Origin of the sequence: Nitratireductor sp. OM-1, from assembly GCF_003296175.1 — a bacterium.
GTDB classification, from domain to species: domain Bacteria; phylum Pseudomonadota; class Alphaproteobacteria; order Rhizobiales; family Rhizobiaceae; genus Nitratireductor; species Nitratireductor aquimarinus.
The window spans coordinates 3,453,515-3,474,419 of sequence record NZ_CP029208.1 but is presented as its reverse complement, the minus strand read 5'-3'; the positions used below and the strand labels follow the sequence as shown (position 1 = coordinate 3,474,419).

General features: G+C 57.1%; 12 protein-coding genes. 4 read left to right on the top strand and 8 right to left on the bottom strand.

The window, feature by feature from the left end:
* Positions 1 to 103: 103 nt before the first annotated feature.
* Positions 104 to 895, bottom strand: coding sequence for a hypothetical protein (locus DEJ54_RS16585; RefSeq protein WP_245447599.1), 792 nt, complete (start codon positions 893 to 895; stop codon positions 104 to 106).
* 855 nt (positions 896 to 1,750) lie between these two features.
* Between DEJ54_RS16585 and DEJ54_RS16580 the strand changes: the two genes are divergently transcribed.
* The 3 genes from DEJ54_RS16580 (at position 1,751) to DEJ54_RS16570 (ending at position 5,487) form a co-directional block, all read left to right on the top strand.
* Positions 1,751 to 2,839, top strand: coding sequence for a DUF1254 domain-containing protein (locus DEJ54_RS16580; protein ID WP_245447597.1), 1,089 nt, complete (start codon positions 1,751 to 1,753; stop codon positions 2,837 to 2,839).
* Entirely contained in the window at positions 2,836 to 4,215 is a 1,380-nt protein-coding gene (locus tag DEJ54_RS16575; RefSeq protein ID WP_113155528.1) for a DUF1254 domain-containing protein, read from the top strand. Before DEJ54_RS16580 ends, DEJ54_RS16575 begins: the two co-directional genes overlap by 4 nt.
* A gap of 169 nt (positions 4,216 to 4,384) precedes the next feature.
* A protein-coding gene (locus DEJ54_RS16570) for an IS3 family transposase (RefSeq protein WP_113154401.1) occupies positions 4,385 to 5,487 on the top strand; the annotation gives its coding sequence in 2 pieces (ribosomal slippage) (positions 4,385 to 4,646 and positions 4,646 to 5,487; 1,104 coding nt in all).
* Positions 5,488 to 5,600: 113 nt separating this feature from the next.
* Here the strand turns inward: DEJ54_RS16570 and DEJ54_RS16565 are convergent.
* Positions 5,601 to 6,332 carry a metallophosphoesterase gene (locus DEJ54_RS16565; RefSeq protein ID WP_113155527.1) on the bottom strand — a complete coding sequence of 244 codons (732 nt, stop codon included), beginning with the start codon at positions 6,330 to 6,332 and terminating at the stop codon, positions 5,601 to 5,603.
* Between the two features lie 257 nt (positions 6,333 to 6,589).
* On the opposite strand from DEJ54_RS16565, the gene DEJ54_RS23250 reads away from it, so the two are divergent.
* Complete coding sequence (locus DEJ54_RS23250) at positions 6,590 to 6,814, top strand: hypothetical protein (protein ID WP_162742327.1); 225 nt, start codon at positions 6,590 to 6,592, stop codon at positions 6,812 to 6,814.
* Between the two features lie 339 nt (positions 6,815 to 7,153).
* Here DEJ54_RS23250 and DEJ54_RS16560 read toward each other — a convergent pair whose 3' ends face one another.
* From DEJ54_RS16560 to bluB, 6 genes are all read right to left on the bottom strand, one after another.
* Positions 7,154 to 7,930, bottom strand: a complete 777-nt coding sequence (locus DEJ54_RS16560; RefSeq protein WP_113155526.1) for an alpha/beta fold hydrolase — start codon at positions 7,928 to 7,930, stop codon at positions 7,154 to 7,156.
* A 268-nt stretch (positions 7,931 to 8,198) separates the two neighbouring features.
* Positions 8,199 to 12,518, bottom strand: a complete 4,320-nt coding sequence (locus DEJ54_RS16555; protein ID WP_113155525.1) for an NACHT domain-containing NTPase — start codon at positions 12,516 to 12,518, stop codon at positions 8,199 to 8,201.
* An 820-nt stretch (positions 12,519 to 13,338) separates the two neighbouring features.
* Positions 13,339 to 17,094: a vitamin B12-dependent ribonucleotide reductase gene (locus DEJ54_RS16545; protein WP_113155523.1), complete on the bottom strand. Its 3,756-nt coding sequence runs from the start codon at positions 17,092 to 17,094 to the stop codon at positions 13,339 to 13,341.
* 683 nt (positions 17,095 to 17,777) lie between these two features.
* Positions 17,778 to 19,316, bottom strand: a complete 1,539-nt coding sequence (locus tag DEJ54_RS16540) for an inorganic phosphate transporter (RefSeq protein WP_113155522.1) — start codon at positions 19,314 to 19,316, stop codon at positions 17,778 to 17,780.
* A gap of 115 nt (positions 19,317 to 19,431) precedes the next feature.
* Positions 19,432 to 19,899, bottom strand: coding sequence for an NUDIX hydrolase (locus tag DEJ54_RS16535; RefSeq protein ID WP_113156352.1), 468 nt, complete (start codon positions 19,897 to 19,899; stop codon positions 19,432 to 19,434).
* A 262-nt stretch (positions 19,900 to 20,161) separates the two neighbouring features.
* Complete coding sequence (gene bluB / locus DEJ54_RS16530; protein WP_113155521.1) at positions 20,162 to 20,863, bottom strand: 5,6-dimethylbenzimidazole synthase; 702 nt, start codon at positions 20,861 to 20,863, stop codon at positions 20,162 to 20,164.
* Between the last annotated feature and the right edge of the window lie 42 nt (positions 20,864 to 20,905).

Genomic DNA, 20,905 nt, shown 5'->3' with positions numbered 1-20,905 from the left:
TGTTTGAGAGATGTTGTTGCGCGGTCAGTCATTGGTGAAACTGACTTGCATTAGCCCATCGGGGGCTCCCGAAGAGCCCCCGTGCGGCGCAATTCAGGCTGCGTCAAAAGCGAACAACCATGCCGAGGATGGGGCCCTGCTGCACAACATCGAAAACGAAATTGTCTTCGCGATAATCCACTCCCAAGGCACGGTAGCCGGCAACCGCTGAAACCCTGTCGCTAACCTGATATCCGATTATCGCTGCTGCATCCCAGTCCAGATCGGCTTGACCAGCGCCAACGAGGCCCCAACCGCTCAGATAAATATTTGAAGTTAGAGCGAATTTCCCACGAATTCCGGCCATGGCATCGACCCAGGTGGCTCCATCCGTTCTTGAGACGCCATCAAGAAATCCGCCATTGAAAGAGAGCTTCGTATTCGCGTGCCAAATACGTACGCCGGCCACCAGATCAAGACTGCTCGCACTATCCTGGTAGGCTGTGTATCCAAGTCCCAATAGGCCCGCAAATGTCTCCGATTTGAGATCCACGCTCGTGGCTAAGACACCCTGAGGTGTTCCAGAAGCGGTCGAGATCTTTGTGTAGATCACGTCGCTGAATATGCTGATCCGGTCTTTGCGAGCTTCGGCAGTTCCCATAAATGCAAAATCGAGATCACTCAGAATCTCGCTGAAATCCGACTTGACCTTCACGACCGGAAGGTTGAATTGCCCGACATTTCCAGACATGCCTGCAGCCCAAAAATAGGGGCTGGCCGCGAAGCTCCATTGACCAGGATCGCTTGGGCGATTTTCAGGAATTACTGCTGGATTAAGGTTGTCGGCAGCGGGGGCGGATGTCGCCGTAAAGGCAACAAAGAGTGCTAAGAGCATGGATTCTTTGGTCGGAAGCATAGCATTGTCCTACGGTCGAATTCGAAGCGCGTCACGCGTCTCGGTGGTTTGGAAGGTTGGCATCCACTTGGGGAGCGGGAGCGTCAGATTCCTCCGGGGGTCCAGAACGGATTCATCGGCTGGACTGTCCAGGCGGTCCTTCCAGCCGAGTGGTCGGCTCATTGTCTGCGTGTTGACTGTAAAGACGTAGAAGCGCCCAATGCTAACCGGAGCTGTCCGCTGTTCACTGAGCCAGTCGTAGTTGGTAAAGGTGCTTGGGGTCGGTAAATCTCCGCGACCAGATATGTGAGAGGCCAACGGTTGAGCCGAGCCCCTGCTGCCATTTGAGCGTTCACTTGAGCTTGCCTGCGACCAGGCATGCTTGATGCGATTGGCGAGGGTGTTGGCTCGTTTTCTGGGCAGATCGTTAGAGCCCCTCGCAAGAACGCTGGACCAGTTCGGGGGCATAAGCAAAGCAGTTTCTGCGAATTTGAATATAGATTTCGTATACAAAACGGCTCTCCAGAGCGCCGGAACATTAGTCTCTAGGTGCCTGTCAAGCGGAGAAATGTGAATCGGTGAAAACACCTATTTGGGAAAATAATATCCCCTATCGGTGATGCTAGTGGAGCAGGTCCGAGGCGTTAGTCTCTGGCTATTTGAAGGAAGATGGTGAGGGTAAGATCCGTAATAATACCTATAGAGAAGTCGGTGTTGGTACTTATACTTTGACCCTGGGTCGCATGATAAAAGGTTTCGGTGAGTGAAGGCGGATTTGTTCGCTTGGACCGGGGCATTCAGTGAGTGGCTTTTCTGAGCTCTCTCGAGAACTGGTCAGCTAGTTATTTCTTCAATGCAGAGGTTCAGGAGTTCTAGATGATACCATTTAAGTCGCCATCGTCGTCGCATTCGCCCATGTTTGATGCGGGGACTCGCAAGGTGAAAGTTCTGGTGAAACGCTCTGCAGCGATTTCGGGTTGTCTCATCGCCTTGGCGGGTGGGGCTCTTGCTCAGGGTGGTATTCCAGTAAACGCTGACAATTTCGTTCGCGCTGAGAGCGACCTGTATTTCAGCGGGGTGGTAGCAAACGGCGGCTTTGGCAAATTTGATCACACCCGCGAGATGGCTCCACTCGATAAGCAGACCGTTATTCGGCTGAACCGTGACACGCTCTATTCGTCAGCTGTTTTTGATCTTGAAGCAGGTCCCGTCACCATCACCTTGCCCGAATCCGGCGATCGCTTCATGTCAATGCAAGTGATCAATGAGGATCATTTCACAAATGGTGTTTACTATGACGGCGGTGAGTACACGCTAGAACGAGATGAAATCGGTACGCGATATGTGATGGTAGCGATCCGATCATTTGCGAATCCCGCAAGCGCCGATGACATGGCGGCAGTTCACGAGCTTCAGGACCAGATATCGGTAAGCCAGGAAAGTTCTGGTAACTTTGACATTCCAGATTGGGATGCTGAAGAGCGGTCGAAAACCAGACAGAAGCTGTTGGCATTGGCCGAAGATCTGCCCGATCTGGCTCGGTCGTTTGGGGCGAAGAATGAGGTAGACCCCGTTCGGCATCTGATCGGTGCGGCCTCTGGTTGGGGCGGCAATCCAGATGCTGCTGCATTCTATCTGAATGTTGTTCCGGAAAAGAATGATGGTGAGACAGTATACAGAATGAATGTTGGCGATGTTCCCGTCGACGGATTCTGGTCTGTCAGTGTTTATAACAAGTCAGGATTTTTCGAGCCCAACGAGATCGGCGTATATACGCTGAATAACGTCACATCTGATAAAAATAAGGATGGATCCGTCACCATTCAGTTTGGCGATTGCAGCTCGAATATCTCTAATTGCATTCCTGTGCCGGCCGATTGGAACTACATGATACGGCTTTATCGCCCGCACCCCGCAGTGCTGAGCGGAGATTGGCAGTTTCCTGTTGTGGAAGAAGTAAAATGAAACGTCGCACATTCATGAGTGCCTGCCTTGCTTCAGCGGGGTTCCCGTTGATTGCGCAGGCTGATATCCTTACTCCGGAAGACTCGTACTCTGCACTCGCCCGTTTTGCTTACGTTTATCTTTATCCAATGGTAGAGAATTATCTTTCTCTCTATCAGTACGCGATTGATGAGAACTCTTCTGATTACAAGGGAGAGATAAACAGGGTGAATAGCGTAGCGCGAGTTTTTACTCCAGAGGATGCAGGGGTTGTTACTCCTAATTCGGATACGCCATATTCCTTCCTGGTCATGGATCTAAGGGCAGAGCCTCTTGTAGTTCGTTTGCCCAGCATCGAAGACGATAGGTATTATTCTGTTCAGATTATTGATCTTTATTCCCACAATGTAGCTTACATTGGGACCCGTGAGAACGGGAATGAAGGTGGGGTTTTTCTTATCTCTGGTCCAGGTTGGTCAGGTGAGATTCCCGAAGAGGTTGATCGTGTGATCCGGATAGACACTGAGATCGCTTTTGCTCTTTACAGAACCCAGCTTTTTGAACCCTCTGATATTGAGCGGGTTAAAGAGATTCAAGGTGGGTATACTGTAGAGACACTTTCAAAATTTTCCGGGGAAAGTAACTCCCCAGATATTTCTGAGATCAACTGGCCGTCAATTAGCCGTGATGAGATTCCGGAGCGTTTTTGGGAGTATGCAAATTTCTTGCTTCAGTTTGCTCCTCCGTTGGCCTGGGAGGCTGACCTTCGGGAGAGTTTCACGATGCTCGGTGTGGAGCCTGCTTCGATGTGGCCTGCAAGTGAGATCGGTGAAGAGGGCGAAGCGAGTGTACGGAACGCGGGCCAGGATGCCCACGCAATGATTGCCCGCTCACTTCAGGCTATCACCGATACCGCTGATCTTTTCGGTACGCCAAAGGCAATGCAGGGCAAGTACTTGCAGCGCGCGATGGGGGCTATGGGCGGGCTTTATGGGAACACAGCTATTGAAGCACTGTATCCTAGTTATCAGATGGACGCCGAGGGGCAGCCTTTTGATGCCTCGAAGAATCGCTACACGGTGCGAATGAAGAAGGGGGATCTGCCCCCTGTTGACGCATTTTGGTCGCTTACAATGTACGATGCGAATAGTCGTCTGCTAGTCCCAAACCCGCTGGATAGGTATTTGATTAATTCAGCGATGCTCGATCAGCTGAAGGCGGAGCAGAATGGCGACATTGTGTTGTACTTGCAGAAGGATAGTCCAGGTCCCGAACGTGAAAGCAATTGGTTACCCGCTCCAGATGGGCCTTTTGCAGCCGTCCTGCGCTTGTATCTTCCTAAGGAGGAGGCCCTTTCTGGAAGGTGGCGTCCTCCGGCGATAGAGATCGCAAAATAGGCTTCCCGGCCTGAGTATGCTGGAAGTAACGGTGGGGGCCTCCCCATCGACGTGTTTGAGGGGTAACCAGTGACGTGCTGACGTGCACTGCTCTGATCCCCACAAACTGGATCGCTTTTGGTTAGATTTTTCCGCTTAGTTTTCCCTGGCTGGAATGGAGCGGAGAGCGATGAAGGCATCGAAGTTTTCGGACGCGCAGAAGGCGTTCATTCTGAAGCAGGGCGATGACGGCGTGCCCGTGGCAGAGATCTGCCGCAAGGCCGGGATCAGCCAGGCGACCTATTTCAACTGGAAGAAGAAGTATGCTGGACTGTTGCCAGATGAGATGCGCCGGCTGAAGGCCCTTGAGGACGAGAACAGTCGGCTGAAGAAGATCGTCGCTGACCTGACGCTTGATCGCGAGATGCTGCAGGACGTCATTCGCCGAAAGCTCTGAGGCCTGCCCGGAAGCGCAAGCTGGTCGACGGGATGCTGGTGGAGTGGGGGATATCGATCAGACGGGCCTGCAAGGCACTGAAGTTCGAGACCTCCACCTACCACTACAAGTCCCGTCGCACCGGTCAGGCCGCGCTCGAACGAAGGATCAAGGAAATTTGCGAGACGCGGGTTCGCTACGGCTACCGGCGTGTCCACGTGCTGTTGCGTCGTGAGGGATGGACGATCAACATGAAGAAGACCCGTAGGATTTACAATGAGTTGGGACTACAGCTCAGGAACAGGCACCCTAAGCGACGGGTGAAGGCCAAGCTCAGGGAGGATCGCCAGGAGGCCATCGGACCGAACGATGTGTGGGCCATGGATTTTGTCCATGACCAGCTCGCGACCGGCAAGAAGCTCCGTGTCCTGACCATTGTCGACACTCATTCCCGCTATTGCCCAGCGGTCGATCCGCGCTTCTCCTATCGCGGCGAGGATGTCGTCCAGACGCTCGAGCGAGTATGTGGCCGTATCGGCTATCCGAAGACGATCAGGGTCGATAATGGCAGCGAGTTCATCTCCCGGGACCTCGATCTGTGGGCCTATGCGAACGATGTCACCCTCGACTTCTCACGGCCGGGCAAGCCTACGGACAACGGCTTCATCGAAGCCTTTAACAGCAAGCTGCGGGCCGAGTGTTTGAACGCACACTGGTTCCTGAGTCTTGCGGATGCCCGCGAAAAGTTGGAGGATTGGCGTAGATACTACAACGAGGTTCGGCCTCACTCGGCGATCGGATACAACGTCCCGATCGCATTACAAAATCCCGGTGGCGATGCCAGCCAGTCACCGTGAAGAAAGCCGGAAAACTCCAGCCACCGGCGCTCCAAAGTTCGGTCTCAGAGCAGCACCCCGGAAGTTCCGGCTCGGGGCGGTCCAAAAACGGGGTGCACGTCAGCAGTGCTACTTTACCCGCAATGGGTGCTTCTATGAACGTGGATGCTGTGGGTGTGCCCTTCCGCTATTAGGAATGAAACAGGATGAAGATCATCCAGTATTGCGCAGCAGAGACGGTTTGATCGATATGCGGCGGTATCAAGTGCAATTCTGTTGCTCAGGACCTCTGGAAGCCCAGAAGGAGTCGGGGTATGGCCGTGCACAATTATCTTCGAAAAGCTCTCAGGGTAATCTAGGAACTCTTCCCTGATCCATCTGGTTTTTCGCTCTTCTTGGTGTGGAAGCGGGACGCTCGGATCAACACCCGCATGAACCAAATGGAATCGTTCGGTTTCAATAAATGAGACCGCGCTTCTGATGATCTCTACGTGAAGGGGGTGTTCACGAAGGATCTTCTCACGCGCCTGCTGGATACTTGTACCGTGTGAGATTCCGTAGGATTCTAGAGTTGGTAATCCACCGCTGCGCATCCAAGCCCAAAGCAGTTTCTCGGCGTCGCCGATCTGATTGATAAAGCGTAGCAGGAATTCTTCGTGATTTCCCAAGATGAGCCGTGAATTTTTGCTGCTGTTTAGTGCTTCAGCTACGAGGTCCAACGCTCTGCGGCTTTCTGGTCCGCGATCAATGATATCGCCTAAGAATACGATCCTGGCGTTTGGCGAGTCACTGATCGCGATTTTTGCTAATAGCGCCTCCAGTAGATCAGCTCGGCCGTGTACATCCCCGATCGCAAATGTCCGCATTTTTATCCGTTCCGTTTACTGACTGCGGGCAAGCAAATTGGGTGCGCCTGACGAAGCAGGCTCCGCGTGAGATGGCCGCCGCTTCTTTTCCTACCAACACAACTCTGGCTTGGCTTGGACGATCATGGTTTGATTGCTTCTCGTGGGACAAGGGGGAAGCGTTGGGACCGTTCGACTTTCTCTTTGTGATAGATGCAAAATTATCAAATTTCATGCAAAATACGCCCCTAGCATTTTAATGCCTTGAAGGATTTCTCATGGTCAAAGGCAAACTTACCATTGGTGAAGGAAAAACAGCCTCTTCTTGGTCTGCTGACGAGGTGCGAAGCAATTTTGATGAATTTCTGGAAGCTATCGCATCTAGTGGTCCGCATACGATAGTTGATGGGGAGCGAGAGTTCAGCATCAGACTGATCCGGGCCCCCGACACAAAGGTAGCCAATGCGTTTCTGGTGGCTGGCGGGCCATTAGATAACAACTAGACGTTTTCGTCTGGATTTTGCCCTGTGTAGCCGTTGGGCGGTGCCTGCGTTGAGGGGGGCTAGGTGCGGAAATTGGTCCGTGAAGAATGTCCCTACAATCTGAAAAACGTCCTGCAGACACCGTTCTTTATGAATGCCGAACTTTTTGCTTAATCGGTGATAGACAGGTTGGGAACTGCTCAGTGAAGCAGATCACGAAAGTTGCTGTTCCGCTTTTGCCCGCATCCTGGTTATTCACTTGGTGATGTGGCGCTGCGCTGCGGCCCACCGAAGTAGCCATTCTTTGCATCTGCGAAGACGGCTGGCTGCAAGTCGACGGCAATGCGGACAGAACCGCACTCACAAGTTTTGCGTGTTTAAAAAGTGCCGCAAGGTTTCTACGAACTCTGTGCGATTATCAATATGGATGGAGTGACCAGCTTTTAGCTGGGTGAAGACAGTGCCTTCACGCCTCTCTGTCATGGTCTGCAATTCTGTCCCATCACATACGCGGCTTTCACTGCCAGACACGACCAAGGCGGGGCAGCGGCTTTGCAGCCAGACCTTCCAGTGATTGCCGTTCGTAGCCCGTTCCGACACAAGAAATTCGGCAGGATCGAAATTGAGCGTCCAGCCATCCTTCACGCGGCGAATGGACTTCTGCAGATATGGAGAAAGTCGTGGGCCGAGCCGTTCCTCCAACTCTTCGCGCAGGCGGAACGTGCCACTCCAATTTGTGACGTAGGGCGTTGAATCATCCTGAATGTTCACGCCGATATCTTCGATTATCATTGCGGAAACCCGATCCGGGTGCGCTGCTGCAAGATGATAGGCGACGATACCGCCGAACGAGTGCCCCAAGGCCGGAACTGGCTCGTTAATGGAGAGATTCTTCAACAGGGCGACCACATCGCCAAGATAGGCGGCCATGTTGTGCGCGGCCCCATGGTCGGTTTCCCCAAAACCACGCTGGTCGAGTGCGATTACGCGCCACTCAGGCGAAAGATCGTCCGCAACTTCCGTGAAGTCGGACGCCCCCATCCAGTGGCCATGAAGAGCCAGCAACGGTTTGCCGTCGCCGCCGGCGTCAAGAAAAGAAAAGACCACGCCATCGTGCTCAAAACTGCGTCTGTGCATAGATTCACCTTCCGTTCTCGATCCGTATAGCGGCCTCATTCGGTTGGGGCAACGTCGCGAAAGGGCTTAGAACGGTCATGCCACGGCGCGGCGAGCCTGTCTGGAGAACAGCGCCACCGTATCGATCCGATCGGCCCAGAGCCGCCGTTGATCATCACACTCCATCGCTGCGGTGCAAATCGTCATTCCAGACGTTCGCCGCACCCACAAATTCTCAGAGGTGGCGAATTCTCAAATAGGTGGGAAGGAGGTCCATCGACGCGTGGAGTTACCCAATTTGTTCTGGCAGTTTTTCTTGGCGCTCGGTCCTCAATCTCGGCCGCAGATCAAGAAAGTGAACCGCTATCGACAAGGCACCTGCCGAAGCTTGTTCAATTCGCTCCGCCTCTGCGCGTAGAAGGAGAAAAAGCTCATCCACACCAATCCGCGGCCCGCCGTCCGGATGGTCCCACTTCCGATCTTTCGCAAGGGTCACCATCAAGGCTCCGGCTCGGCTGTGCTCCGCTGCCATGTACTTTTTCACCAGCTGATTTCCGATTGTATCGCGCAAGTCTTTGGCTGTGCGCCCATCCCCGAGCTTGAGTTCGATCACCGCCTCATGGGGAGAGGCTACAGAACGCAATCTGATATCGGTTTCTTTTTCGTCTGCGGTTACGGCCTCTTGGTCCACAGTGTAGATTGAGTTGGCCGCATGGCTCAACTCTCGAGCGATTTCTCGACGCATGACCTTCTCGTCTGATATCCCTGCCCAAGCCTCTCGCGGTGAGGCATCACGGAGAAGAAGGTCATCGAGGTCAGATAGCCTATCCTTCATAATCGCAAACATGGCTTCATTCGTTGAGGCAGGCGCTTCCCCGCTTCGATCCAGCGCTACCGCTTGAGCCTCATCAAATGCGTCAGCATCAATCTCTTGTGCCCAATTCTCTTCCGCCACAGCCAAAATGCGATCCTTGAAATGGGCGCACAAAGGATCTGCGGCCATCTCGAGTTTGGCAGCCAAGCCCTCCTCGCCCTTCGCGTTGAACAGTGCTGTCACAATGCTATTGCGTGCCTGTTCCGCATCGTCGCGAGTGTCTGGTGAATAGGATCCTTCGTGGTGCGCGTCGTCTTGTATTCGAACGTGTCGATAGGCCAGACGAAGCAGCCGCAGCAGTAATTGCGGCGTGAAGCGTTCGTCACCCAACCCAATTCCGTCTTGGCGATCCCCAAAGAGGCTAGCCAGCCACGTCACAGCGTCTGATCGCTCAGATGGTTCAACTATCTCGATCTGATCAGCCAGCTTTTCGACACCCGCCTGCGGATCAATCCGCATCAAGGTCGACAACCAAACAAGACGCAGCGCGAACGGCAATTGTTGCTCCAATCTTTGGAGTGCCCGTTCTTGAAGTCTCTCAATTTCAGCAACATCGCCATGCTTCAAGATCACCCGTGTGACCTGCCGAACCCTTTCGGTCATCCCAGTTGCGTTATCGGCGCCATTGATCCGGTCCCCACCGGCATCTAACCAAGATTCCAGCCGTGGGAGAAATAGTCTCGCAACTCTCTCAGGCGCGTAAACAATTCCTTGAAGCAGGCCTGAATGTCCATGCTCACCTGGCGGGCGGCTCAGCTCCCACGACAGTTCATTTCCAAGCGTCCGATCCAAAGCGTTTGGGTGCCTATCTCCGAGACGCTCGATCCATTGGGGAAGGCCGCTCGGTTCAATCGGAGCGTACCGCGCGGCCAGCTCAGCTTCGGCATCGCTGAGTTTAGCTGCCCAGTCGGGGTCCTCCGCTTCGGCGTAGATCGCGGCCAGACCAAGTTGCCAACGTACAAGAAATGTATTGCGCTCACCTTCGGGCCGTTCGCTGGGAAACGTCGGGTGATCATCGCGCCAGATCTTCATCAGCACGCGACGAAGCTTGTCGGCTGTTTCTTGATTGAATTGCTCTTCAATGAAGCGCCGATTCCAACCAGACGATCGACTGTCATCACCATCGTGACTCATGGCGCGCCACAAGTTCCAAGCCGTGTTCCAACTTTGCTCTGTCGAGAATGCGTTCTCAGGCTGATTGGCTACTTCTCGCCAGAACTGAATCCAACTAGCGTGGCTCTTGGCCTTTCGCCGCTCTTCTTGCTTCTTTCGTTCAGCCTGCTTCTTTTCCCAACGACGATGTTCATTGTCTTGTTTCGATGGCTTCAGCCAGTCATCAAGCCTTTGCATGAATGAAGGGTCATCCGCTATGAGAGGCCTAAGTCCTTCAACGTGCTCTTTCCATGTATCACGATCCGGCGACAGGCGGATAGCTGCCTCCAAGAGCATTGCGCGTTCATCCGTATCCCGGGTCGTGTCGCCAAGCGCTTCGCTCACCCAAGTTAGATCTCGGTCCGGTCTAAGATGGACGGGCCCATCGTGAATCGTGATCTCTGCGAGCCGTCTCCACGGGTCTTTGACTTTATAGAGCGACTGAAGCAAAGCGTCCTCAACCCAAAAGAGACGAGCATTGCCCTCTGCATTGAGATTGCTCAGTCGTTCGCGAAGCGATTTGATCGGCTCATCGTCGCCATGGTCCCGGTGATGTAATCGCAATGCAAGTGCGCCAGCATGCAGCCATTCCTCATCTTGGCTCATATCGAGGCCGCGTTCACACGTTGCTGCGAGCGCTCCGCTGAGATGTGGCCGATCACTCGAAATATGTGGCCATTCTTTTCGCCATCTAAGCCCCTCTGAGACTAACGCTAGGAGGCCATCTCGAAGGTCCTCAAGGACAGGGAGATCAAGTTGCGATCCTGCTATCAGGCGTGGAAGTTGCCAGCTAAGGTCGCCTACACTCCGCTTCTCCCGCTTCACCCATCGAAGAGTCCGACTAAGCTGCTCAACCGACATGTACTTGGGGAAAAGGCGTATTACGGCACCTCGGGCCACTCTGTCAGGCCAGAGATCGCCAGCATCTGCTATACTGGAAGCGGTATTCCCTAGCCTCTCATCATCAAGGGCTACTAGCGCATCAATAGCTATTATGCGCTCAACCGCAGGTGCTGCAATGTCCTGAGTGATATCGAATACGATGTCGGCACAATCTGCTATGCGGCCTGCCTCGATAAGGCTGATGAGGACTTCTCGCACATCTGGATTCTCTACTCCGCTACGCCAAATACCGTCGATTTCATCTGCCAGCTCTTTCGATGCAAAACGATGGACCTGAATGTGGGGCACCTGCAGGCCTCTCCAGCCACCAGGACCGTAACGCTCAGCATAGGCGCGAAGAGCTTGGTTTCGCTGCGTTTGCGTTAGCGACTCTGGGTCGCCTTCGTCCAAGAGCACGGCAGGCTCATTGTCCCGCAAGAGTTCAAATATCCCGTCTTCTCGTAAGGCTAGCCAACCTGCCACTGGTCGCTTGGACGGGCGGACGATTGTCTTGCCTTTGGTTTTTGCGAAGAGAAGCCGCTTGAGGGCTCGAAACGGCATCCCTTGTCTTCGAAGAGCTATTAGCCGCTCCGCAGCAAGATACTCCGCCACCGAGCGATGATGGAAGCGCACCCGACCATATGAAGCGAAGCCAAATAGTGGTCGCTCCAGCAGTGCTTTTCGTTCGTTCGGTTGCCAATCGGACAGTATGATCGCTGGATCGAGAGCAGCCTCCTCGTCACCAGAGTCGGACGCTGCATTGTGACGGATTGTCAGACGACGTGTCATCTGAACTGCGAGCGCGAGCCGGCTAGCTCCTTCGATCGCCTTGTCGACGGACAATTCCGCCGGTTCAGGTCTGTCGTCGCGAGGAAGCAGCTTCACGCGAACATTCGTGGCAACCTGATCGCGATGCGTTCGGATGCGCTTGTGCTCACGCCAGTCCGCGCACAACTCAATGAGATCCTGAGGCCTGCGCGCAAACTCCAGGGCATTGCGACGTCGTAGATCTTCAAAAAGAAGATCGGGATCGCTCACGCCCTGGTGCCGACAAAAATCGACGATCTGCTCGTCCGACAGCGGCATTAAGGCTACGGACCGCCAATCGGGCGGTTGGTCCTTGCTTCTGTAGTCGTGTTGCTCCCGATGCTTACGCATTGCGATCTTCGCAAATGCTTCTTCACCAGATTCCGCGGACGGCAGCGGAGGAACAGGCAGTACATTTCGGACCAGCTGTTCGTCGAAGGGTATCGGTCGTGTCGTGATGACGACCCGCGCCCGGTGAAGCTGATTTCCGATGCACTTCTTCAGTCGTTTGAGCGCGCGCTCAAATGAACCCAACGTCAATTTCAACTCGTCAATCGAGTCCAAGAAAAATGTCGCCACCTCGGACTGTGAAGCAAGCCAAGCGTCCAGCCGGGCTTCTTCATCAGCATCTAGCAGGCTGCGAAGTTCGTCAGTCGCCAGCGCGGCCAATTCAACGAAGAATGCTGGTTCTCCCGCAGACCACAGATGCGTCGCCTGAGTGCGACATTCATATGTTTTTCCCGCACCCGCTTCGGATATTATCAGTACGCGTTTTGATTGCAGTAAATCATCCCACGTAGATCCTCTTGCCCAACCTAGACTGACCAGGAACGATTGCTGATCGGCTTCGCTTATTTTTTCATCGGGGATATTTTGGAAAGTACGTTTAATCATTTCTACAGTCGCTTGAAACAAGGTACTGCTCGCAGAACGAATAAGTCTCTGAAAGCCAACCTTTCGTCTCGCTCAAATTACCTTTTCCATCAACTGGAAACAAGTAGTGTGCCAAAAGCCGAACACTTGTAAAACACACTGCGAATGGCCGCCCTCCTGAACGACCTGTGGTACCTTCGCATGTGCGGAGCTGGCCGGATCTTGGAAGAACTGTCCCAAAATCAGGCCCTCCCGTTCATGGCGACGAAGGTCCGCTTTCGCGGTTTCTGAAAATCCTCGCTGCAAAGCAGCGAATTCACACTTCCCGCCCTCTGAAGACGTTCGCACGCGGTGCAATGAATGGCATGTTGCAGATCAGGCGAAACCCTTAGAGAGGCCGCAATGAGGGCGCGTTGTTGTCAAAGTGACAACTTGGTGCGAATGGCTTTTTCCCTAAATGGTTGCCCGAAATGTGCTTGTCCGCTTTCACGCCCCCCTCCGATCGGAAATGCTGTGCGGCTTCCGCGCTCACCACAGGCGTGCATGACCGGAGGTGAGGGCGCTTAATGCGGAACGTTCACCCGAACCTGATCACGCAGTGGAAACAGCAGCTGCAAAACATCCGCATACTTCAAGTATGGGCCGCTCACCGGCTTAACGACCAAAGTAAGCGCGTCGATTCCCAAGGCCTTGGCGTAGAACAAAAAAATCCGGGCCGATGTGCCCGGATTTCCTTGATTCCCAACGCGATCTCGCATTGGGACATCTTGAGGCTGCCATTGCGGACATTTTAGTGTGCAGGAGGACAAACTATGTTGCCCTTCTCAATGCCGCCCCTGCCTCAGCTGCAGCCGCTCGTTGCGCCGCAGGTGTCGCACTTCTCGCAGGTGCCGTTGCGCACCATGGTGAAGTTCTGGCACTCCGAGCACATATTGCCCGTATAGCCCTGCATGATCGCCTGCTGGCGGCGGTGGCTCTCGACCTTCTTCGCTTCGGCGGCTTCCTGAGCGGCCGCCTCGGTGAAGAGGGCGTCGGTTTCGCCTTCCTGCGCGGCTTCCTCTGCCAGCTCCTTCGCACGCTCCTCATAGTCGCGGCGGAAGGCGGTGGCTTCTTCCTGCAGTTCCGAAACGGCAGGCTTCAGCGCGTGGACGGTTGCGCCCGAAGCGATGGCGCGGACGGACGGGCCGCCGGCTTCGCCCTTGGGCTCACCGCTCTTGCCGGAAACCAGCTTGAACGGGGTCGCGCCGCGGGTCAGACCCTTGGAGAAGGGGATCGCCTTGCCTTCTTTGATGCCGCGGCCGAGCGCGGTGTTGGTGAAGTCGGACGTGTCCACATGGGCGAGATCCGAACGACCGAGATAGGACACGGCCAGCTCGCGGAACACATAGTCGAGGATCGACGTGGCGTTCTTGATCGCATCATTGCCGATGACCATGCCGGCCGGCTCGAATTTGGTGAAGGTGAAGGCCTCCACATATTCCTCGAGCGGCACGCCGTATTGCAGGCCAAGCGAGATGGCGATGGCGAAGTTGTTCATCATCGCGCGGAAGGCAGCGCCTTCCTTGTGCATGTCGATGAAGATCTCGCCGAGGCGGCCATCGTCGAACTCGCCGGTGCGCAGATAGACCTTGTGGCCACCGATCACCGCTTTCTGGGTGTAGCCCTTGCGGCGGTTGGGGAGCTTCTCGCGCTCGTCGCGGACAACCTTTTCCACGATGCGTTCGACGATCTTCTCGGAGACGACGGCGGCCTGCGCGGCAGCCGGTGCGGCGACCAGCTCTTCGGCCAGATCGTCGGCATCGTCCTCATCGTCGGACAGGAGCGCGGAGTTCAGCGGCTGCGAGAGCTTGGAACCATCGCGGTAGAGCGCGTTGGCCTTGAGCGCCAGCTTCCAGGAGAGGAGGTAGGCCGCCTTGCAGTCCTCGACCGTCGCCTCGTTGGGCATGTTGATGGTCTTGGAGATAGCGCCCGAGATGAAGGGCTGCGCGGCAGCCATCATGCGGATGTGGCTTTCGACCGAAAGGTAGCGCTTGCCGACCTTGCCGCACGGATTGGCGCAATCGAAGACGGGCAGGTGCTCTTCCTTCAGATGCGGTGCGCCTTCAAGCGTCATGGCGCCGCAAATGTGGATGTTGGCGGCCTCGATTTCCTTCTTGGTGAAGCCGAGGGCGGCCAGCATGTCGAAGGAGAAATCGTCGAGCTGCTCGTCGGTGAGGCCGAGCGTTTCCTTGCAGAAATCCTCGCCGAGCGTCCACTTGTTGAAGGCGAACTTGATGTCGAAGGCCGATTTCAGCGCACCGTTGACGGCGGCGATCTTCTCGTCGTCGAAACCCTTGCCCTTGAGGCTGGTCGGGTTGATGGCCGGAGCCTGATCGAAATTGCCATGGCCGACCGCATAGGCCTCGATCTCGGCGATCTGGGCTTCGGAATAGCCGAGCGTGCGCAGGGCTTCCGGCACGGCGCGGTTGATGATCTTGAAGTAGCCGCCGCCGGCCAGCTTCTTGAACTTCACCAGTGCGAAGTCGGGCTCGATGCCGGTCGTGTCGCAGTCCATGACGAGGCCGATCGTGCCGGTGGGCGCGATGACGGTGGCCTGCGCATTGCGGTAGCCGTGCTTTTCGCCCAGCTCAAGCGCGCGGTCCCAGGCGGCGCGGGCATGCTCGATCAGATCGGCATGCGGGCACTCGTCCGCCTTGAGCGGCACCGGATTGACTGACAGGCCTTCATAACCGTCGCTCTGGCCATGGGCGGCGCGGCGGTGGTTGCGGATGACGCGCAGCATGTTCTCGGCATTGCGCTCATAATCGGGGAACGCGCCGAGCTCGCCGGCCATCTCTGCCGAGGTTGCGTAAGCGACACCGGTCATGATCGCCGTCAGCGCGCCGCCAATGGCGCGGCCTTCCGCTGAATCATAGGGGATGCCCGACGTCATCAGCAGGCCGCCAATATTGGCGTAGCCGAGACCCAGCGTGCGGTACTCGTAAGAGAGCTTTGCGATCTCCTTGGACGGGAACTGGGCCATCATCACGGAGATTTCCAGCACCATGGTCCACAGGCGCACCGTGTGCTCGTAGGCCGCGATGTCGATGGTGCCGTCCTGGTTGCGGTACTGCAGGAGGTTCATCGAGGCGAGGTTACAGGCCGTGTCGTCCAGGAACATGTATTCCGAGCACGGGTTCGAGGCGCGGATCGGGCCCGCTGCCGGCGAGGTGTGCCAGTCGTTCATGGTGGTGTTGTAGTGGAGGCCCGGATCGGCGGACGCCCATGCGGCGTAACCGATCTTGTCCCACAGGTCGCGTGCCTTGAGGGTCTTTGCGACCTTGCCGTCAATGCGGTTGATCAGATCCCAGTTGCCGTCGGTCTCAACGGCGCGCAGGAAGTCGTCCTTGAGCGAAACGGAGTTGTTCGAGTTCTGGCCCGAAACCGTGAGGTAGGCTTCCGAATCCCAGTCCGTGTCGTAGGTCTTGAACTGGATGTCGGTATAGCCCTGGCGGGCGAACTGGATGACGCGCTTGATGTAGTTCTCAGGCACGGCATTGCGCTTTGCAGCACGGATCTCGCGCTTGAGCGCCGGGTTCTGGGACGGGTCGAAGCATTCGTCATTGTCGGCCTCGCAGTTGATGCAGGCCTTCATGATGGCTTCGAGATGCTTCTTGGCGATCTTGGAACCGGTGACGAGGGCGGCGACTTTCTGCTCCTCCTTCACCTTCCAGTCGATGTAAGCCTCGATATCGGGATGGTCCGCATCGACAACGACCATCTTGGCCGCGCGGCGGGTGGTGCCGCCCGACTTGATGGCGCCGGCAGCGCGGTCGCCGATCTTCAGGAAGGACATGAGGCCCGAAGACTTGCCGCCGCCGGAGAGCTTTTCGCCTTCGCCGCGCAGATGAGAGAAGTTGGAGCCGGTGCCGGAACCGTATTTGAACAGGCGCGCCTCGCGGACCCACAGATCCATGATGCCGCCTTCATTGACCAGATCGTCGCCGACCGACTGGATGAAGCACGCATGGGGCTGCGGGTGCTCATAGGACGACTTGGACTTGGTCAGCTTGCCGGTGAACGGGTCGACGTAATAGTGGCCCTGGCCGGGACCATCAATGCCATAGGCCCAGTGCAGGCCGGTGTTGAACCACTGCGGCGAATTGGGGGCAACGCGCTGGGTGGCGAGCATGTAGCACAGCTCGTCCATGAAGGTCCGGGCGTCTTCCTCGCCATCGAAATAGCCGCCCTTCCAGCCCCAGTAGGTCCAGGTGCCGGCGAGACGGTTGAAGACCTGCGCGGCGCTGGTCTCGGAGCCATAGCGCTCGTCTTCGGGCAGATCCTTCAGCGCTTCTTCATCGGCAACCGAACGCCACAGGAAGGAGGGGACATCATTCTCCTCGACCTTCTTCAGGTGCGCGGGCACGCCGGCCTTGCGGAAATATTTCTGCGCGAGAATGTCGCTGGCGACCTGGGAGAACTGCGCCGGAACGTCGATGTTCTCCAGCCGGAAGACGATGGAGCCGTCCGGGTTCTTGATTTCGCTCGTGGCCTTGCGGAACGCGATTTCCGCATATGGGCTTTGGCCTTGCTTTGTGAACCGGCGTTCGATGCGCATTTTGTCCTCTTTGCCCCTAATCCATATATAGCGTCTTGCGCAGCGAATGGCTCATCACATCTTCACCGCGCGGACACCGTGTCCGCCATGCCGGGCGCTTGAAGCGCGCGACTCCTAGATACCGAAGGTTGGTTCCTTTATGCGGTCCGGGATCCGGAAACCGCTAGGTCTTGTTTCGCAGGTGCGAAACCGCCCCCAACCTGATGCGACTGCGACGTCAATGTCACAGAACCGATACATTATATGGTGCGCAGGATTTCTGAAATCACTAAATATAGTGTTAACAGATTCTTGATGCCTCACGGCAGCCGACGCCCCCGCCTGCTTTTTCCACGGCGCAAACGATGCCGTTCCGCCCGAAAAAGATGTCCGGGCAGATGCTGGAAACTCAAACGAATTGGAAAATCGACCGGCTTTGCGCCGACCAACCGCACCGTACGAACGCGAGTGCCGGACCATAAAATGCGACTCGTACCGTGGCGTCAAGAAGTCGGCGGATTATGACAGGCAATCACTACATGTAGTGTGTGGGGTGTGTGAATTATGGGGAAGTCGCACGCCAGCTGTTGCGGTTTGAAAAACCCATCTTTCCCGGCGTCTCGGGGGGAGGGGCGTGCAGAAAAAAGCGCACAGGCCGGAGGGGCTGTGCGCTTTGATCGATGAGGGCCTGTGCAGTTTCCGGGTCAGGCGATCAGGTCGAGCACCAGAAAGATGACGGCTGAAAGGATGGCGGCGGCGGGAACCGTGGTGACCCATGCGGCAACGATGGTGCGCACATGGGCGCGGCGCACCAGTTTGCGGCGGGCGACTTCCTCGCGTGAGGTCTTTTGCTGTTCGACTTCGAGATCGTCATCGTCGTTCGACTGGATGCCATTGTCTGCCTTGAGGCGCACGCCCTTGCGCTCCAGATAGGCGCGGCGGCGCTTGGAATGGGCGGTGTACCACTCGCGGAAGAAGCCGACGCCGAAAATGGCGCCGACGGCTGTGTGGGTCGAGCTGATGGGAAGGCCGAAACCCGAGGCGATGATGACGGTGATGGCTGCCGACAGGGCAACGCAGAAGGCGCGCATCGGGTTGAGCTTGGTGATCTGCTCGCCGACCATGCGGATGAGCTTGGGGCCGAACAGCACGAGGCCGATGGAAATGCCGGCCGCGCCGATGACCATGACCCAGAGCGGGATGGCGACGGTCGTGTTGACGGTGCTCTCATGCACGGTGAAGACGATGGCGGCCAGCGGGCCAACGGCGTTCGCCACGTCATTTGCACCATGGGCAAAAGAGAGGAGGGCGGCCGAAATGACCAGCGGCACCTTGAACAGGCTGCGCAGCGACTGATTGCGGTTTTCGAGCCCTTCCGACTGCGCATGCACGAAGAGATGGGCGAGGAACCAGGTGACTGCGAAAAAGGCGAGACCGATGATGGCTGCGCCCCCGCCGGTGACCGGGAAGACCTTTTTCAGACCCTTGAGGGTGAGATAGGCGGAGAATGTGCCGGCCATGATGGCGATCAGCAGCGGCAGCCAGCGGCGCGCGGCGGCGATCTTGTCATCCTGATAGATGATGGCGGTCTTGATGAACGCCAGGAAGAGGGCGGCGATGACACCGCCGACAACCGGCGAAATGACCCAGCTTGCCGCGATCTGGGACATGGTGGCCCAGTCCACGGAGGAGAAGCCGGCAGCCGCGATGCCCGCACCCATGACGCCACCGACCACCGAATGGGTGGTGGAAACGGGGGCGCCGATCCAGGTGGCCAGATTGATCCAGAGGGCGGAGGAGATGAGCGCGGCCATCATGGCGCGCACGAAGGCCTCGGGCGTTCCCACGGCGGCGGGATCGATGATGCCCTTGGAAATGGTGGAAACGACATCGCCACCGGCGATCAGCGCGCCGGCGCTTTCAAAGACGGCTGCGATCAGGAGAGCGCCGCCGAGCGTCATGGCCTTTGCGCCGACAGCCGGGCCGACATTGTTGGCCACGTCATTCGCGCCGATGTTGAGCGCCATATAGGCGCCGATCGCGGCGGCGGCGACGATGATCACCGCGCGCGGCTCGCCGAACGTGTAGGTGGCGGCGAAGATGGCGGTGAGCGCGAGGAACAACAGGGCAAGACCGGGGGCAACCAGGCCGCGCGCCACGGTGGTGGTGGCTTCCTCGACATAGACGAGCTTGTCCAGATCCTTGTCGAGCGTCTGTTTGCGTGGATTGCTGGTTTCGCTCATGCGATATCCATCTCGTGCCCTGGCTTCACGATGGTGAAAGTGTGCGGAAAAAAACTCCGCACCGGGTTAGGAAACAAACCCGCGCGCGGCAAGCGCCGACGGCAAAAAAGACCGATCAGGCGGCGATTTCTCGTGGATTGTGGCTGAATGCGATCAGAAGCTCACCGAGATCGCGCTCCTTCACGGCGGCTGCCGCCTCCTGGGGCGAGAACCACTGGCGGGTGCGCTGCTTGCGCTCCGGCCACTTGGCGCGCTCCTCGGTCACTTCCAGCGGGACGACCGCAACCTCGCAGGGCCACTCGACTCCGGTGCCGTCTTCCTTGTGGTAGTAGAAACGTCCGATTTCGCCGGCTGCGGGCCTGCCGCGCACCCCGGCCTCTTCACGCGCTTCACGCTGAGCGGCCATGGCGAGGGTTTCGAGCCCTTCGGGCCAGCCCTTGGGCAGCACCCAGCGACCGGTTCCCCGGCTGGTCACGAGCATGATCTCGATGCCACTGCCGTTCGCCGCGTTGCGCCACGGCAGCGCTGCTGCCTGAACACGGCGGGGATTGCCACCGAACAGACGCCGAACCGTTTCGGTCAGCCGCAAACGTGTGCCGTGCGTGAAAATCGTACTTCTCCTCAACCGGGCACATCGCGCCCAGATTCATGTTTTTCCTGTAAGTTACTGTTTCTACGCTTATTTGCGCGCCGGGTGGCGGAACAATTGCCACTCAAGCTTTCGGACTCGAATCAGGGCGCGCGGAAAGCTTGATCGCAGACATAATCAATTTACGCAGAGAATCAAGAGGTTGGCGCAATGATCATGCGTCGCTTGTCGGATATGAAGGCGAGCGTTGCACGCTTCAGCCGTCTTCGCGCCAGCCTTCATCATGGATATGAGAGGCGAGTGGCGAACGGCGCTTCCAGCCCCGCTTTTCAAGCTCGGGACTGTCGAAGAAGCCCTTGACGTGGCCGACACACAGATAGCCGACAAGGCGCAGGCGCTCGGGGATGCCGAGCACTGCCGTGACGCGGTCTTCATGCAGGATGCTGACCCAGCCGACGCCAATGCCTTCGGCGCGGGCGGCAAGCCACAGGTTCTGGATGGCGCAGACCGTGCTGAACAGGTCGGTGTCGGCCATGTGGGTTGCGCCCAGAATGACCGGGCCGCCACGCTCGCGGTCGCTGGTGATGCAGATATTGAGGGGAGCCGAGGTGATGCCGGCGAGTTTCAGGGCGCGGTACTGATCCCGCTTCCCGGCAGGAAAGCGCTCTGCGGCCTGCGCGTTGGCATCGGCGAAGATGTCGGCGATCCGCTGGCGGGTCTCCAGCCTGCGGATGAGAATGAAGTCCCAGGGCTGCGACAGGCCGACCGAGGGGGCGCGATGGGCGGCGTCCAGAATGCGGGCGAGCGCGGCCTCGTCGATCGGATCGGGCAGAAACTCGCCGCGCACGTCGCGGCGGGTGGCGATGGCCCGATAGACGGCGTCACTCCCGGCAACGTCAAAGGGCGCGCCGGACGTGAGACCGTCCGTCGGTTCGGGCCTGTCGTCGCTGCGCGACATGAAGTTGCTCCTGGGCGTGCTGCGGGCGGGAAGGGGGCAGCG